The sequence below is a fragment of the Grimontia hollisae CIP 101886 genome (assembly GCF_000176515.1).
Lineage (GTDB): Bacteria > Pseudomonadota > Gammaproteobacteria > Enterobacterales > Vibrionaceae > Enterovibrio > Enterovibrio hollisae.
The window spans coordinates 39,366-55,478 of the sequence record NZ_ADAQ01000008.1 but is presented as its reverse complement, the minus strand read 5'-3'; the positions used below and the strand labels follow the sequence as shown (position 1 = coordinate 55,478).

General features: G+C 52.3%; 12 protein-coding genes. 11 read left to right on the top strand and 1 reads right to left on the bottom strand.

From position 1 onward, the window contains the following. The first annotated feature begins 18 nt into the window (after positions 1 to 18). Together VHA_RS02140 and dam are read left to right on the top strand one after the other, a co-directional pair. Positions 19 to 1,524 carry an AAA family ATPase gene (locus VHA_RS02140; RefSeq protein ID WP_040528017.1) on the top strand — a complete coding sequence of 502 codons (1,506 nt, stop codon included), beginning with the start codon at positions 19 to 21 and terminating at the stop codon, positions 1,522 to 1,524. 102 nt (positions 1,525 to 1,626) lie between these two features. Beyond that, positions 1,627 to 2,532, top strand: coding sequence for an adenine-specific DNA-methyltransferase (gene dam / locus VHA_RS02135; protein ID WP_005501354.1), 906 nt, complete (start codon positions 1,627 to 1,629; stop codon positions 2,530 to 2,532). Here the strand turns inward: dam and VHA_RS18530 are convergent. After that, positions 2,451 to 2,663: a DUF2970 domain-containing protein gene (locus VHA_RS18530; RefSeq protein WP_081455980.1), complete on the bottom strand. Its 213-nt coding sequence runs from the start codon at positions 2,661 to 2,663 to the stop codon at positions 2,451 to 2,453. The genes dam and VHA_RS18530 overlap by 82 nt on opposite strands. Before the next feature lie 186 nt (positions 2,664 to 2,849). On the opposite strand from VHA_RS18530, the gene rpe reads away from it, so the two are divergent. From rpe to astA, 9 genes are all read left to right on the top strand, one after another. Next, positions 2,850 to 3,524: a ribulose-phosphate 3-epimerase gene (gene rpe / locus VHA_RS02130; RefSeq protein ID WP_005501352.1), complete on the top strand. Its 675-nt coding sequence runs from the start codon at positions 2,850 to 2,852 to the stop codon at positions 3,522 to 3,524. 3 nt (positions 3,525 to 3,527) lie between these two features. Beyond that, entirely contained in the window at positions 3,528 to 4,226 is a 699-nt protein-coding gene (locus tag VHA_RS02125; protein ID WP_005501350.1) for a phosphoglycolate phosphatase, read from the top strand. A 77-nt stretch (positions 4,227 to 4,303) separates the two neighbouring features. After that, on the top strand, positions 4,304 to 5,320 hold the full coding sequence (gene trpS / locus VHA_RS02120; RefSeq protein ID WP_005501348.1) for a tryptophan--tRNA ligase: 1,017 nt from the start codon (positions 4,304 to 4,306) through the stop codon (positions 5,318 to 5,320). Between the two features lie 267 nt (positions 5,321 to 5,587). Further along, a complete protein-coding gene (locus tag VHA_RS02115; RefSeq protein ID WP_005501346.1) occupies positions 5,588 to 8,398 on the top strand; it encodes an ExeM/NucH family extracellular endonuclease in 2,811 nt (936 codons plus the stop codon). Between the two features lie 170 nt (positions 8,399 to 8,568). Beyond that, positions 8,569 to 11,898, top strand: coding sequence for a PAS domain S-box protein (locus VHA_RS02110; RefSeq protein ID WP_005501345.1), 3,330 nt, complete (start codon positions 8,569 to 8,571; stop codon positions 11,896 to 11,898). Then, entirely contained in the window at positions 11,888 to 12,856 is a 969-nt protein-coding gene (locus tag VHA_RS02105; RefSeq protein WP_040528015.1) for a response regulator, read from the top strand. Before VHA_RS02110 ends, VHA_RS02105 begins: the two co-directional genes overlap by 11 nt. A 79-nt stretch (positions 12,857 to 12,935) precedes the next feature. Further along, complete coding sequence (locus VHA_RS02100) at positions 12,936 to 13,514, top strand: aminodeoxychorismate/anthranilate synthase component II (protein WP_040528072.1); 579 nt, start codon at positions 12,936 to 12,938, stop codon at positions 13,512 to 13,514. Positions 13,515 to 13,832: 318 nt separating this feature from the next. Continuing rightward, complete coding sequence (locus tag VHA_RS02095; protein WP_005501341.1) at positions 13,833 to 15,050, top strand: aspartate aminotransferase family protein; 1,218 nt, start codon at positions 13,833 to 13,835, stop codon at positions 15,048 to 15,050. Between the two features lie 43 nt (positions 15,051 to 15,093). Further along, positions 15,094 to 16,110, top strand: a complete 1,017-nt coding sequence (gene astA, locus VHA_RS02090) for an arginine N-succinyltransferase (protein WP_005501339.1) — start codon at positions 15,094 to 15,096, stop codon at positions 16,108 to 16,110. Positions 16,111 to 16,113: the final 3 nt, after the last annotated feature.

Sequence of the window (16,113 nt, the reverse complement as noted above, 5' to 3'; positions counted from 1 at the left end):
ATGACAGGCTCCCATGAAATGATTGCGTTGGATCTGGACAGCCAGATCCAACTTTTATCAAGAATCCAGTTTCTAACCCGGTTCAGCTCCAACCTTGTCCAGATCACGGGTGAATCAGGGGCGGGAAAAACCTGGCTCAGTGAACGCTATCTCGAAAACTGGGCTAATGAACCTGTCCAATCCCTTCTAATCTGTAATCCAAGTCAGCAGGATGCCCAGCATCGTGCCATTATTCTCAGGCAAATCGTGCGTGATGGTGTCTTCAATGAGCAGGATTCGATGCTGCAAAGTCTTGATTCTATGCTCGAAGGCCGCAGTATCCACGCGTTGGTAGTGATTGATAATGCACAGCGGTTGAGTGCCAACCTGATTGCCGAGCTTTGGGCCTTGGTAACTGAAGCCCAACAGCGCGACAATTGGCAAATCAATGTCTTGCTGTTCAGCCTGCGCGGCAAGCTCAACAAGTGGTTGCATAAAGTCTCGTATGGGCAGGGCATCAAGCCACTAGAGCTTGAAATCAGCCCTCTGGCGGACAATGAACGTGAAATGTTTATTGAGGTGATGATGGTCAGCCGCCAGTTGGATGCCGCTCAACGGCGCGCCCTGAAACAGAAAGCTGCATCATTGCCTTCTTTACCCGGAGCCCTTCGAGGGCTGGAACAGCAGGAGACCGCTGCAATGGAAGAAAAGAAACGTCGCTCCCCCCTCCCACTGGTTTTATTGGTGTTGCTGCTATTGGTTTTGGGAGGAGGGCTGGTTTGGTGGTCTATTAGTCCAAACTTGTTATCAGAAGAGAGTGTTGCAGAAGCGGTTGTGCCTGACGGCGTGAAAGAACGGGCGGCCATTTTGGAAGAAAGAGAGGCGAAGCAGCCGCAGGATGGGACGCAGGACAACGGGCAGGCAACAACGAATACAACAGAAGTGACCGACGATGAGGTCGTCTTGCCGCAAACGCCTTCCGTGGAAGGGATGACCGTCGGTCGCCGTGACCAGAGCCGCCGGATTGTCGTCCCTGACAAGGTCGTGGATGCCATTATCGATGAGCAGGCGGTAGGGGGCGATGGCACCCGCGCAGTGGATGAACCCCTTATCCCTGAATTGGCTGTACCAGCGGAAAATACCGTCCGCGTTGAGCCAGCGCCTGCCGCGCCGGTTGAGGAGAACGAGATCGAAGAGGCTGACGCTGCTGAATCTTTGGCACAGCCCTCAACCAGTGCCGATGTCCCGTTAGCGAATCAACTGCTGCTGACCGTACCGGAATCGCGCTACGCGCTGCAACTGGCCGCGTTGCAATCTCGGCAGGCAGTGAATGCGTTTGTACAGCAATACCAGATAGCGGATCGTGTGATGGTGTATGAAACACGCCGCAATGGTGAGGCCTGGTTTATGGTGCTGCTTGGCGACTACCCATCGGTGGTCGAAGCCCGGCGTGCTGAACTGCAGCTGCCAGCCAATATTCAGGCACTGGCGCCTTGGGCAAAGTCATTTGTCCAAATTCATAAAGAAATCGAACTGGTTAACTGATTGGTCCTGGGTGCAAACTGGCACGAATTTACGCTGATTGATGGTGAAAAATGAGATACAATCCGCCACCTTTCGAGCGTCTGTGGTGGTGGATACATATTAATGAAAAAGCATCGTGCCTTTTTGAAGTGGGCGGGGGGTAAGTATTCCCTGGTCGAAGATATCCGCAGGCACCTGCCGGAAGGCAAAAAGCTGATTGAACCGTTTGTGGGTGCAGGATCGGTGTTTCTCAATACCGACTATGAGCAATACCGCCTGGCAGATATCAATCCAGATCTGATCAATCTCTATAATCTGCTTAAGCAAGATCCTGAACGCTACATTGACGATGCAAAGCGCTTGTTTACGCCGGAATACAACCAGAAATCGGCGTATCTTGCGATTCGTGAAGAGTTTAATCAAAGCAAAGATCCGTATCTACGCTCACTCTATTTCCTGTACATGAACCGCCATGGCTTTAATGGCCTTTGCCGTTACAACAAAAAGGGCGGGTTCAATGTGCCGTTTGGCTCATATAAAAAGCCTTACTTCCCGCAGGCCGAGCTTGAGTTTTTCTCAGAAAAAGCCAAAAAAGCGACGTTTGTTTGTGAAAGTTACCCGCAAAGCTTTAAACGTGCCCGCCGTGGCAGCGTGATTTATTGCGATCCACCTTATGCGCCGCTGTCGACTACCGCGAATTTCACCACCTATGCCAGCAGCGGTTTCAGCCTCGATGATCAGGCATTACTTGGCGAGTGGGCAAGAAAGGTGAGTATCGAAAGACGTGTTCCGGTACTGATTTCCAACCACGACACGGCGCTGACCCGGAGTCTGTATCATGGCGCACACTTCAATATGGTCAAAGTGAAACGCACTATCAGCCGTAATGGCGGCGGCCGCAATAAAGTGGATGAGCTGTTGGCCCTGTTTGAAAGCCCTGAACTGCCTTACTCCGGTGTAACAAGCGACACCAGCCCTATCAGCGCCAATACAAACACCGCGACAAACACAAAACCGACAACGATATAAGGCACCATACTGGATTGCTGAAAATCCCGTTGACGGTTTTTGTCTGACTGCACACCAAACATGGCTGCGAAGACACTTTTCACGACGTCGGCCACGTTGACTTTTTCCTGCTCAGACCTGTTTCCTGGCATAGTAATGACTGTGCTCCTGACTGGCTGTTGTTTCTAGCTTAGTTCAGGCAGGCGGTATGAGTCTGTCCCAACTTCAACATCTAACGCTTATGGTTGGCATCTATGGATCTGATAAGACAGATGGGGTGCAATCGGGTAGAATTGCGTCGAATTTCGGGTAATGCCATTTTACAGTGAGGCTACAGGATGAAGGATTTTCTCATTGCGCCGTCGATTCTCTCGGCGGATTTTGCACGTTTAGGTGAAGACGTAGAAAAAGTGCTGGCGGCAGGGGCTGACGTGGTTCATTTCGATGTGATGGACAACCACTATGTACCCAACCTCACCTTTGGTGCGCCAATCTGTAAAGCGCTGCGTGACTACGGCATTACCGCGCCCATCGATGTACACCTGATGGTGAAGCCGGTTGACCGTATCATTCCGGATTTTGCTAAAGCGGGTGCCAGCATGATCACCTTCCACGCCGAAGCGAGTGAGCATATCGATCGCAGTCTGCAGCTTATCAAAGAACACGGTTGTAAAGCCGGTCTGGTGTTCAACCCTGCGACCCCACTGCATTACCTGGATCACGTGATGGACAAACTGGATATGATCCTGTTGATGTCGGTGAATCCGGGCTTTGGCGGCCAGTCTTTCATTCCGGAAACCCTGAACAAACTGCGTGAAGTGCGTCGTCGTATTGATGAGAGTGGCCGAGATATTCGTCTGGAAATTGATGGCGGCGTGAAAGTGGATAATATCCGTGAAATCGCAGAAGCTGGCGCGGACATGTTTGTGGCAGGCTCTGCCATTTTCGGCCAGCCAGACTACAAGGCCGTGATCGACGAAATGCGGGCAGAACTCAGTAAAGTAGGAAAATAAACCGTGACGGTAAACTTTGATACGATCAAATATATCGCGTTTGATTTGGACGGAACGCTAGTAGACAGCGTGCCGGATCTGGCGGAAGCTATCCGCATGGCGTTGGCAGACAACAACCTGCACACCGTGACTGACGATGAGGTGCGCCACTGGATTGGCAACGGTGCAGAAATCATGCTCAAGCGTGCCTTGAGCCAGAGCGTCACCATTAAACCGGATCTGGATCAGGCGCTGTACGAAAAAGTGCGCGCGCGTTTTGACTTCCACTACGCCAACAACGGTCACAGTAAAACCATCATCTATCCGGGGGTGAAAGAAACCCTGTCAACGCTGAAAGCAGCAGGTTATATCCTGGGCATTGTGACCAACAAACCGTATCAGTTTGTGCCGGAAATCCTTGCAGATCTGGATTTGGCGCACTACTTCACCGATGTGATTGGTGGCGATTCCCTGCCTACCAACAAGCCGGATCCGGAAGGTCTTTTCAGCTTGCGTGATAAGCATGGTCTGGAAGATGCCAACATGCTGATGGTGGGGGATTCCAAAAACGATATCCTCGCCGCGAAAAACGCCGGTTTCGCTTCAGTTGGCCTGACTTACGGATATAACTATGGTGAACCCATCAGCGACAGTGCTCCAGAATTTGTGGCTGACCACTTCAACCAGCTTTTAACGGTTCTCAGCACCGGAAAAACAGCGTAAATTAATACGTCGCGTATTTCTCGAAATGACAGCCAGCAGTCCTGCTGGCTGAATTGACTGACAGGAACAGAAACAACATGAGCAATCCTACGACCAAACCCATTGTACTCAGCGGTGTTCAGCCCTCTGGTGAACTCAGTATCGGCAACTACATTGGAGCTTTGCGTCAGTGGGAGCAAATGCAGGATGATTACGATTGCCAGTACTGCATCGTTGACCTGCACGCGATCACGGTTCGTCAGCAAGCAGAAAAGCTGCGTGAAGCCACCCTGGATTCGCTGGCGCTGTGTCTGGCCGTGGGGGTCAGCCCGGAGAAAAGTAACCTTTTCATCCAGTCACATGTGCCAGAGCATGCACAACTGGGTTGGGTACTCAACTGTTACGCGCAGATGGGTGAGCTGAACCGCATGACCCAGTTTAAGGACAAATCCCAGCGCCACGCGGAAAACATCAATGCTGGCCTGTTTGGCTATCCGGTACTGATGGCCGCTGATATCCTGTTGTATCAGGCAAACCAGGTGCCGGTCGGTAATGACCAGAAGCAACACCTGGAGCTGGCGCGCGATATCGCTATCCGTTTCAACAACCTCTATGGTGAGGTGTTTACCGTACCGGAACCTTATATCCCACAGGTGGGTGCCCGGGTGATGAGCCTACAAGATCCGACCAAGAAGATGTCGAAGTCGGACGATAACCGCAACAATGTGATTGGCCTGCTGGAAGATCCGAAATCCATCGCCAAGAAAATCAAACGAGCGGTCACTGACTCTGATGAGCCTCCACGTGTGTTGTTTGATATTGAAAACAAACCGGGTGTGGCAAACCTGATGGGACTGATGTCTGTGGCGACAGGTAAAAGCTTTGCCGAGATTGAAGCTGAGTATGCAGACAAGATGTACGGCCACCTGAAAACCGACACTGCGGATGCCGTCGTTGCTATGCTGGAGCCGGTTCAGGCCCGCTACAAAGAGTACCGTGCGGACCGTACGTATCTGGATCAGGTGATGAAAACCGGTGCAGAGAAAGCGTCAGCCCGGGCTGCATACACCCTGAAGAAGGTTTACGACGTGGTCGGCTTTGTCGTGCGTCCATAATCCTTCCCAGAAAAATCTTCCCCAAGAAGCAGCGGACGTCCGCTGCTTCTTTGTTTTCCCCCTTCGAACACCCTGATTGCCACCACCTCACGCTTTCAACTTAACCCCGTTGTTATCTGAAACTGTTGATTGCGGAACGCCATCCCAATAAATCATGCAAGACTTATTGTTGAAATAAAAAATTGTGGTGTCCGTCACTTAAATGACATGGCGAGCTGTTAAATCATTTGCAGTGTTTATGACTTCACTCGCAAATAAGGACCGCAAATGAAGAACTTTACATGGAGCCCTTTAGCTCTGGCTCTCGTTTCGGCATGGCCTGCCAGTGCCGATGTGATCATTACGGAATATGTCGAAGGATTGTCGAATAACAAAGCCATTGAGTTGACCAATACCGGGCCAGCTTCAGTCTCCCTCGACTCCCTCTCGCTAAAGATAGCGTTTAACGGCGACACTACTTTTAGTCGCAGCATTCCTCTTTCCGGTTCCCTTGGCGCCAGTGAAAGCTATGTGGTTGCCAACAGCAATGCAGACGGAGAGATCACCGGCGTTTCCCGACAAACGTCAGGCTCATTGACGTTTAATGGCAATGATGTGGTCGCTCTGGTCGATGACAACGAGAAGGTGCTGGACAGCCTTGGGCAGTTGGGCAACAGCAGCAATTATGGTAAGGACGTGACACTGCGCCGTCGTGATGGCAGTACCGGACGCACCGAGCCCACCTCCGCATTTGATGCTGCTGTCGCATGGCTGCCTTTCGCCCAGGATACCTTTGACGGTCTGGGGTGTGACGGTGTTGATGCTTGTGACAGTGGCGGCGGAAGTACCTTTAGTTGTGACGGGGAAACCCTGACCCCAACCTATGCTATTCAAGGCAGTGGCGATCGCAGCCCGCTGGTGCCGGAAGGCCGTTTTGAAGCGCCGGGAACGTACTATGTCGAAGGCGTAGTGACTGCGGTCACGGAAAGCCTGTATAAAGGTTTCTGGCTGCAGGATGCCAACGGCGATGGCGACAAGACAACCTCTGATGGCCTGTTTATCTACACGGGCGACGCACCACAAGGGATTGAACCGGGCATGCAGGTATGTGTTGCCGGTACAGTGAAAGAGTATTTTAACCAGACTCAACTGGATGCGTCAGACAAGCAATGGGAAGTGCTCGATACCCTGGGTGAACTGCCTGCAACCGCGCTGGTAGTTGAAGACGGTGAGACGTTGGATGACGCGCTGGAGCGCCATGAAGGCATGAAAGTACGCCTGACCCGTGAAAGCGATCTGGTGGTGACCCGTAACTTCGGTTTTGACTTCGATGCATTCCGCAACAACATGGTGCTGTCACATGAAGCGCCAAACGTCAAACCGACCCAGCTTTACATGGCTGGCTCTGGGGATGCAGTGGCCTTAGCCGCTGCGAATGATGCCAACCAGCTGGTTATCGAATCTGACCGTAAAGCGCCGGATGGCGTAGTGCCTTACTTCCCCGGTCTGGATGCCGAGCAAGGTTATATCCGGATTGGCGATACTGTCACCAACCTTGAAGGGGTGATTGGGTACAGTTTCCATGATTACCGGTTGGTAGCCACCAATGCGCTGGTAGCCAGTGATTTTGTCCGTGAACAAGATCGCACTGCGGCCCCTAAAGTGTTTGAGGGCACTAACCTGAAAGTCGCAAGTTTCAATGTGCTCAACTATTTCACCAGTGCCAGCGCCATTGGCGGGGATCTTAATGTTACCTGTGACGATCAGGCCGATGCCGACGCATCAAATGGGTGTAACCGTGGTGCCAAAGATGCGGCAGAGTTTGCACTTCAGCAGGCAAAAATCGTCAATGCTCTGACCGCTATTGATGCTGATATCGTGGGTTTGATGGAAGTTGAAAACAACGGTTTTGGCGACAATGGGGCACTGGCAAACCTGGTGGCTGAGCTGAATGCCCAGTTTGCGGATAGCGCTGATCATTATGCGTATGTTATCCCTGCTGAGGCTGACCTGACCGAAGGCGCTTTCCTTGGCAGCGATGCGATTCAGGTAGCATTGATCTACCGTCCGGCCCGCGTTGAACTGAAAGGGGATGCCAGGGTGATACGCATGCCTGAGCAGCACATTAGCGGTGAAAACCCTCAGGGCGAAATTCGCCAGCTGGACAAATTCCAACGTGACAGCCTGATGCAAACGTTCAGCCTCAACCACGGTGAAACCTTGTCTGTTGCTGTCAGTCATTTCAAGTCGAAAGGATCAGGTTGCTATGAAGACTGGGTGGCGGGTGAGTTTGACGATGATCCGGCAGATCTTCAGGGACGCTGCAATGCGTTCCGTGTTTCGGCAGCAGAAACGCTGGGGAATGCATTGGCTGACGTAAAAGGTGACGTGATTGCGCTGGGGGATTTCAATGCCTATGCCAAGGAAGACCCTATTCGTCTGCTGACTGACTACGATGCCGATACCGCAAAACGTAAGATTGTCACCGCCGCTGGCACCTCGGTTGCAGGCGTGACGCTTGATGAAACCGCCCGTGAAGTGGGTGACGGCTTTGGTTACATCAACCTTGCCAGCGAAGTGCTGGGTGATGAGGCTTTCTCCTACACCTTCGACGGGGAGCTGGGCAGCCTTGACCACGCCCTGGGTAACGCCAGCGTGCTGAAAAAAATGACTGGGATTGAGGACTGGCATATCAATTCGGTAGAAAGCTCTCTGTTTGAATACCCCAGCCGTTTTACCGGCGATTTGGTGAAATCGACCAATCCGTACTCGTCGTCCGACCATGATCCGGTGATTGTCAGCTTGCGCTATCCGGAAAAACCGCAGGCGTTCAAACTGCACTTTAAGAACAAGAGCTTCTTCTGGGTTCAGCCGACAGTGAACGGGAAAGTGGATGGTGAGCGTCCTTGGCTGCGCTGGAAAGCCAACCGTAAATATACCGAAAAGAGTGCCTACTTCGATGATATCGGTGCCCGGTATGGCGATAAAGTCACGCTGGGTTACCGCCTGTGGGGTGTTATCCGCATTCCCTGCGGTGAGACCGTACTGGGGGACAATGCCCGCGCTGTCTTTCAGGGATTTAGCTGTAAGATCAGATAGTCCTCAATGTCTTCATGAGCAGGCTCCTCCCGGAGCCTGTTTTTTTCTGCCCTTTTAATGGGTTGCCTGCAGATTCTTGACTAAGCTTTAAACGTGTCTCACGAGCGGTGCGGTGTCTTGAATTTGTGGTGCTGAATGTAAAGCACCGCCTTATGGTTTCGGAAGTTTTCATGTCGATCATTGAATCACTGTCGATGTTTCTCCTGCCTTCGGGAACAGAAAAACTGTTGCCGGTGGTATTCGTTGACCCTTGGCTCCAGCTGTTGGCCGCCATGGCCGCCATGTTAGCGGCGACCATGAGTTTTATTCATCGTCCGCTGCAGGAGAAGCGGCAACCCTGGCTACGGCTCTCCTCTGTGCCGGTCAATGCCCTGACCCTGAGCGTCAGCATGTCGATGATTGTTGTCGCTAACGTCTCCATCAGTCCCATTTACCAGGCGTTCGGGTTTCAACCCCTGTTGCTGTTTTTGCCCTTGTTGGTCACGGTTGCATTAAATGTTGTCGCCCTGCGTATGGTTGCGTTTGCCCAAAATGCTTCTTCCCGGATCATTATCGCGTCAGGATTGATCGTCACTGCCATGGTGCTTCAGAACCTGCTGGTGTTTGCCGGAGTGAATAGGGTGTCGATTGCACATCTCGATATGGCCCGTTTCAGCTTGTCTGTTATGGTCGCAGCAGCGTTAGTGACTATTGCTATCTGGCGTCGCTTTTCACCGCCCAGAAGCGGCTTTTGGGATAAAAACCTGACTGAAGGTTTGGTCAGTGGCGCCTGTATTACGTTGGCATTGCTGGTGATTACGCTGACATCCAGTGCGTCGGTTGTGCTGTCTGCCCAACCGCTTCGTGATGGAACGGTGGTGTTTTCGACGCTGGATGTGGTGTTGGTTCTGGCGTTTCTGTTGATGTTTATCGTCGTGTTCAACCAGCTTGCCAATGCCTGGCTTTGCAGTCACGCCGAAGCGCGCTTGTACAGCCAGCGTGAAGAACAGCTTACCTCTATCCTGCAGACGGCGACTGATGCCATCATCGCGATAGACAGGAAGGGTAACATTACCTTCTTCAACCGGACCGCAGAGCGGATCTTTGGCTGGCTTGCGTATGAAGTGATAGGAAAAAACATCCGTTTGCTGGTCACTGATGAGCATCAGCACCGTCACGATATGTACATTCAAAATTACCTTGAACGGCGTGGCCCTTCGGTGGTGGGGTCGGTGCGTGAGGTGATGGCAAAACGCCGAGATGGTTCCCTGCTGCCTGTCAGGCTGTCAATTGGCCACCATGGGAGCATGGGGCAGCATGAGTTCGTGGCCGTGGTATCAGATATCTCCGAACAGCGCAGCATGGCATGGGCATTACGTGAGAATGCCAAGCAATACCGTGCGCTGGTGGCCAATTTACCCTGTATGGCGTTTCGGGAAATGACCGGGGCAAGCCGGCATATTGTATTTATCAGTGATGCAGCCAAGTCCCTGACCGGGTACAGCGCGTCTCTTCTGACCAGTGAAAACGGGCTTTCCCATTTCGTTGGCCGTATTCACCCGGCAGACATCGGCTGCTACCAGAAAGCGCGGGAACAGGCACCCCGCCGCAACGGTAGATATGATTGTCAGTACCGGTTTACCACCCGTGATGATGAGCAGAAGTGGTTCTGGGAGATTGGCCAGAGTTATCGCGCTGAGGATGGCAGTACATGGATTGATGGCGTGATTCTTGATGTCACCGAAAAACATGAAGAGGAAGAGGTTGTTGAAGAGAAAATACGCCTTGCAGAAAGGGCAGCCCAGTCAAAAACCTCTTTTCTTGCCAACATGAGTTACGAATTCCGCTCACCGATGAACTCGATTCTCGGGCTGACGGATATTTTGATTGAGGAGACGAAAAACCGCACTCACCGTCACCATCTGGAGGTGATCCGTGAATCGGGTAACAGCCTGCTCAGGCTGATCAACGACATTCTGGATACCTCAAAACTGGAAAGCCATTCCCTGCCGCTCGATATCGTTGACTTTTCTCTGGTGCAGCTTTGCCGTCAGATTGAATTTATCGCCCGTGAAACCGTGCAGGCTCGTGATCTCCATGTCAGCTTGCATTACAACGAAGCACTCTGGGAACACTATGTCGGGGATTCACGCCGTATTAAACAACTCCTGCAAAACATGATGCGCAGTGCGTTGACCCGGACCGAGAAAGGATACGTGGCGCTGCATGTGTTGCCAACTTACGACATGGTACGTTTTGCCGTCTCAAGCTTTGCTCGTGACCAAAACGCGGTGAGGGAAGATGAGTCGATCAACACGGGGCAAACCCTGTCGGCCACATTGGTCACTCAGCTGATTGAATTGATGGGGGGACACCTGTGGTTTGATGGCGAGTCGATTCACGGTTCGGTGATGTACGCTGACCTACCGCTGATCCCTGCCCAGAATTCGTCAAAAATGCGTGATAACGGAAGTGTCAGTGTCACCCTGCCGCCCCTTGAGGTGTTGGTGATTGACGATGTGCAGCGGAACCAGCAAGAACTGAGGGATATGTTGTTGCGACAAGGGGTGAAAGTGCTCACTGTTACCCATCTCGATGCTGTGGAAGATGTGCTGAAAACCCAGCCGGTGGATGTGGTCTTTCTCGATGCCTATCTCAGTGGCGCGCACTATCCGACCCCGGAAACCCTCAAAAGCTGGGCAGCGGTTTGCCGTGATGAACCGTTGAAAGTGGTGGCCATGAAGCTTGCCGTGGATGCTACTTCCTATGATCAGTGGGATGCACTTGGCTTTGACTTCACTGTCGACAAGCCGTTTATCTGCGAGGATATCTTTACCATGCTGGCACAGTGCTATGGGGCGAATGATGACAATATTGCAGTCCTTAACCCACCCAGTGAAGCGCTGGATTTATTTGACGATGCCTGGGCATTTCAGCACTGGCCAACCAATGAAATCCTAATCAGCGTTATTCGGGAGTTTCACCGTCACTATGCCGATTTGTCGGAAGAGCTCCGTCAACAGATGAAAGAGCAGCCAGAAGCATTGGAGCCGTTGCTAAAACAGGCGCGGGATGCGGCAAAAAGTATCGGTTTCTCGATGGTTGAGCATGATCTTACACGTTTGTTGTGGGATGTGGAGGCTGGGGATGTGGCCAAGGCTGAATCGAAGCTCGAACCGTTGAACGCATTGCTCCGGGCAACGTTTGATCGGGCGCTCGCTTATCTGGGGGTTAGGGAGCAAGAACTGGAAGAGGGAGCTATCGTCGCCAATCTTCCTCAGGATGTTTTTGAACGGAAAGCGGAAGTCTTTATCAGTAAGCTGGCGGAAGGGCAATACGACGAGGCGCTGTATAAGGAATTGGTGCCAATCATGGCGGGGTTCGTGTCGCCCTCCCAGCTGTTGCAGTTTGTAACATCCGTGGAAAACTTCGAGCTGGATGAGGCATACCGTCTGGTGGTGACGTTGATGGAGCAGATGCCAGTGTCACAGAACACGGGGGTACAAGGTTATGGAGTATAAGGTGCTGGTGGTTGACGATGAGCCGAGCAACCTGCATGTGATGCGGACTATTCTTCAAGAACACTACACGCTGATCTTTGCCAAAAGCGGTGAGCGGGCCATTGAGCTGGCGATACAACAGCGCCCGGACCTGATCCTGCTGGATATTATGATGCCGGGGATGAACGGCTATGAAGTGTGCCGTGCTCTGAAGCACGAAGACTCGGTCAGTCATATTCCAGTGATCATTGTGTCGGCGCTTGATGAGTATCAAAGTGAGGTAGAAGGACTGAAAAGTGGTGCGGCCGACTTTCTGATAAAGCCAGTGTCACCTGATCTGGTGAAAAGCCGGGTCGCCAACCTGCTTGGTGAGGCGCGGGCGACTATTATGCGGGAAAATTACCAGTTGATCGTGAACCAGATTGCTGCTGTTGCGGCATTGCGCCACAACGAGGTGGAAATAGCCGCCCCGCGTATTGCCAAATGCTGCGAATGGCTGGCGGTGAAATATGGCCTTACCAAATCTAAAGCCGAAGACATTGGGTTGGCGTACCCACTCTGTTTTATTGGCGGGCTGTGGGATGACAGGGGGAGCAGCATCACGGCAGAAAACCGCAGTTTATTGCTGTTATCCGTAGCGACCAAAGGGTTTGCCTGCGTGGCTGCCACCTTGCTGACTTACAAAAATGTGCGTTGGGACGGCACGGGTTTCCCGGAAATTGGGGCAGATAAAATCCCCGAGGAATGCCGGGTAGTGACGGCAGCAGAGGCACTTGATCAAGCCGTAGAAAGAAGCTTCGGCAGCGTGGTTGAACGCGTAAATGCGGCGATTTTAGCCTTGTCACATCAGGCAGGCACCCTGATTGATCCCCGGTTAATTCATCTTCTCGATGAAAACAGTGAAGAGCTCTGCCGCCTGTATGGTGACTGGCTGTCTTCACCCTGGCCAACGCCTGTGCTTCCCATTAACGAGTACTGATGCAGCCGTGATGATGCTGTGTTAGGATTTGCGCCCAGTCCCGCGGATGTGTGGCGGGCAGGACGCGATGGGAACAACAGTGCTGCTGATTATTGATAACTACGATTCGTTTACCTACAACCTGTATCAATATTTTTGTCAGTTGGGTGTCAATGTTGACGTGCACCGCAACGATACCATCACGATTGCTGATATCGAAGCCATGGCACCGAGCCATCTGGTGATTTCCCCCGGCCCCTGTACCCCGGATGATGCTGGTATATCCCTTGAAGCCATTCCCCATTTTGCCGGGAAACTGCCTATTCTGGGGGTTTGCCTTGGGCACCAGGCGCTGGCACAGGTCTTTGGTGCCAAGGTTGTCCGCGCCAGAGAAGTGATGCATGGCAAAACCAGCCCGGTCAAACACAATAACGGTGGAGTATTCCACGGGCTGAAGAATCCGCTGACCGTGACCCGCTATCACTCTCTGGTCGTGCAGGCCGACTCCTTGCCGGCTTGCTTTGAGATCACCGCGTGGACAGAGCGGGATGGGCAGTTTGATGAGATCATGGGGATCCGTCACAAGACTCTGGCACTGGAAGGCGTACAATTTCACCCGGAAAGTATTCTGACTGAGCAGGGGCACCAGTTGCTACAAAACTTTCTTTCCCGTTACTGACGCCTTTTTATGCGGGCTTTTACCGCCGGTGAAAGCCGATCGTTATCACTGTTTTTACATTTTCGTATCGTCACTTTCCTGCTATTAACAGTGAAACCTTATTCATTTCTGTCTGACAACTTTCTATTTGTTTCCCAACAGGAAAGACACTCTTACCGCTTGTTCTATTAATCATTTCGCCTTCTTCGCGCATAACTATGATACTTGGATGAATTTCCCTTTATTTACAGTCCGGGATAATGAAATTTTCTGCTATTGATGTGGTTAATGAAATGTAAATACTATGCTTATAGCAGAATCGACAGAAGGATATGAGCGATGACAGCCGAACATAAAGTAGAACGTAAACTGTTCGATGAGGTAATGGTGCCGTGTTATGCACCGATGGCAATGATCCCTGATCGGGGCAAGGGGTCGCGAATCTGGGATCAGGACGGTCGTGAATACATCGATTTTGCCGGCGGTATCGCCGTAAGTTGTCTCGGCCATTGCCACCCTGTGATGGTCAACGCGCTGAAGGCTCAGGCTGACAAACTGTGGCACCTGAGTAACGTGATGACCAATGCCCCAGCGTTGCGTCTGGCGAAAAAACTGACGGAAGTGAGCTTTGCTGAGCGGGTCTTTTTTGCCAACTCTGGGGCAGAAGCTAACGAAGCGGCACTGAAACTGGCGCGCCGTTGGGCGGTGGATGTCCACGGGCCGGAGAAAAGCGAAATTATTGCGTTTACGCAGGGCTTTCATGGTCGAACGTTCTTCACCGTGACAGTTGGCGGTCAGGCCGCCTATTCTGACGGTTTCGGTCCCAAGCCGGGAGGGGTCACCCACTTGCCTTATAACGATCTCGACGCGCTTGCTGCGGCTATGTCTGACCAAACCTGCGCCATCATGATGGAGCCGTTGCAGGGGGAAGGCGGTATTGTTTCGCCAGATCCTGCATTCTTGCAAGGGGTGCGTGAGCTTTGTAATAAGCACAATGCCCTGTTGATTTTCGATGAAGTCCAGACGGGCAATGGTCGCACCGGTACGTTTTACGCCTATGAGCAAACTGGCGTGACGCCAGATATCCTCAGCACGGCGAAGTCACTGGGTGGTGGTTTTCCTATCGGTGCCATGCTGACCACGGAAAAACTGGCGGCCCACATGAAGGTCGGCACCCACGGTTCAACCTACGGTGGTAATCCCCTGGCATGTGCTGTGGCAGAGGCAGTGGTGAACGAAGTCAGTAAACCGGAGGTGCTTGCAGGCGTGAAAACGCGAGAAGGCTGGTTTCGTGAAGGGCTGCAAGCGCTGAATGCCAAATACAAGATGTTCAGCGAAATCCGTGGCAAGGGGCTGCTGATGGGTGCAGTGCTGAATGACGACTGGAAAGGGCGTGCCCGGGATGTGTTGTTAGCTGCCGGGGACGAGGGCTTATTGTTGCTGGTTGCTGGCACTAATGTGGTGCGCATGACCCCATCACTGGTCATTACCAAAGAAGAAGTAGACGAAGGTTTGGCGCGGCTGGATCGCGCGCTGGCAACGCTGACGGCGGCTTAACCCCTGGCGGTTTAGGCTCTCCGTTGCATCAGGAGGAAGTACGATGCTGGTAATTCGCCCAATCAGGGAAACGGATTTTGGTGCCCTGATGCTGTGTGCCGAGGAGTCGGGACATGGTTTTACCTCGTTGCCAGTGGATGAAACCCTTATCAAAGGGCGGATTGATCATTCACTGGAAAGCTTTGCCCGTAACGCTCAGGTGCCGGGAATGGAAGGCTACCTGATGGTGGCGGAAGACACCGAAACGGGTGACGTGGCCGGCACCACAGGCATTGAAGCCGCTATTGGGATGGATAACCCGTTCTACAGCTATCACATCAGCAAAATCGTCCACCATTCGCGCCGTCTTAATGTACACAATGTGGTGGAGGTGCTGACTTTTGGCAACAATTACACCGGTGCAACAGAAATCTGCACCTTGTTCTTGCGTCCGGAATTCCGTGGCGGGCTGAACGGTAAATTATTGTCTAAATGTCGCTTTCTCATGCTGGCACAATTCCCGGAAAAGTTTTCAGACGTGGTGTTTGCCGAGATGCGTGGTGTCTCAGACGAAGACGGTAATTCCCCGTTCTGGGCATGGCTGAAAGAGCATTTCTTCTCAATTGATTTCACTTTGGCGGATTATCTGACGGGCACTGGCCAGAAAGGCTTTATTGCCGATTTGATGCCAAAATTGCCAATTTATACCAGCTTGCTGAGCGAGGAGGCCCGGGCTGTGATTGGTCAGGTGCACGAGAAAACCCGACCGGCGCTCCGCCTTTTGGAAAAAGAAGGTTTCACCTGCCGTGGCTATGTCGACATTTTCGATGCAGGCCCGACGGTGGAATGCCTTCGCCAGAATATAGATTCCATTCGACGGTCATTCACCGCCAGAGTGAAGATCGCCGAGCACAGCAGTGCACAGGATTATCTGGTTTGTAACAGCGATTTTGAAAACTTCCGTGCCACCGCAACCAAGGTGGCCATTGATGAGGAGCGCAACGAAGCCCTTATCGGTAGGGATGTGGCAGAAGCGCTGGGGGTGGAAGACGGTGAGACAGTACGGCTGGTGTCAGTTTAGGAG

What these genes read in the sequence shown, in the direction of transcription:
- VHA_RS02140 (WP_040528017.1), top strand. Translation starts at nt 19, where the DNA reads ATGATTGCGTTGGATCTGGACAGCCAGATCCAACTTTTATCAAGAATC.
- dam (WP_005501354.1), top strand. Translation starts at nt 1,627, where the DNA reads ATGAAAAAGCATCGTGCCTTTTTGAAGTGGGCGGGGGGTAAGTATTCC.
- VHA_RS18530 (WP_081455980.1), bottom strand. Translation starts at nt 2,663, where the DNA reads ATGCCAGGAAACAGGTCTGAGCAGGAAAAAGTCAACGTGGCCGACGTC.
- rpe (WP_005501352.1), top strand. Translation starts at nt 2,850, where the DNA reads ATGAAGGATTTTCTCATTGCGCCGTCGATTCTCTCGGCGGATTTTGCA.
- trpS (WP_005501348.1), top strand. Translation starts at nt 4,304, where the DNA reads ATGAGCAATCCTACGACCAAACCCATTGTACTCAGCGGTGTTCAGCCC.
- VHA_RS02115 (WP_005501346.1), top strand. Translation starts at nt 5,588, where the DNA reads ATGAAGAACTTTACATGGAGCCCTTTAGCTCTGGCTCTCGTTTCGGCA.
- VHA_RS02110 (WP_005501345.1), top strand. Translation starts at nt 8,569, where the DNA reads ATGTCGATCATTGAATCACTGTCGATGTTTCTCCTGCCTTCGGGAACA.
- VHA_RS02105 (WP_040528015.1), top strand. Translation starts at nt 11,888, where the DNA reads ATGGAGTATAAGGTGCTGGTGGTTGACGATGAGCCGAGCAACCTGCAT.
- VHA_RS02095 (WP_005501341.1), top strand. Translation starts at nt 13,833, where the DNA reads ATGACAGCCGAACATAAAGTAGAACGTAAACTGTTCGATGAGGTAATG.
- astA (WP_005501339.1), top strand. Translation starts at nt 15,094, where the DNA reads ATGCTGGTAATTCGCCCAATCAGGGAAACGGATTTTGGTGCCCTGATG.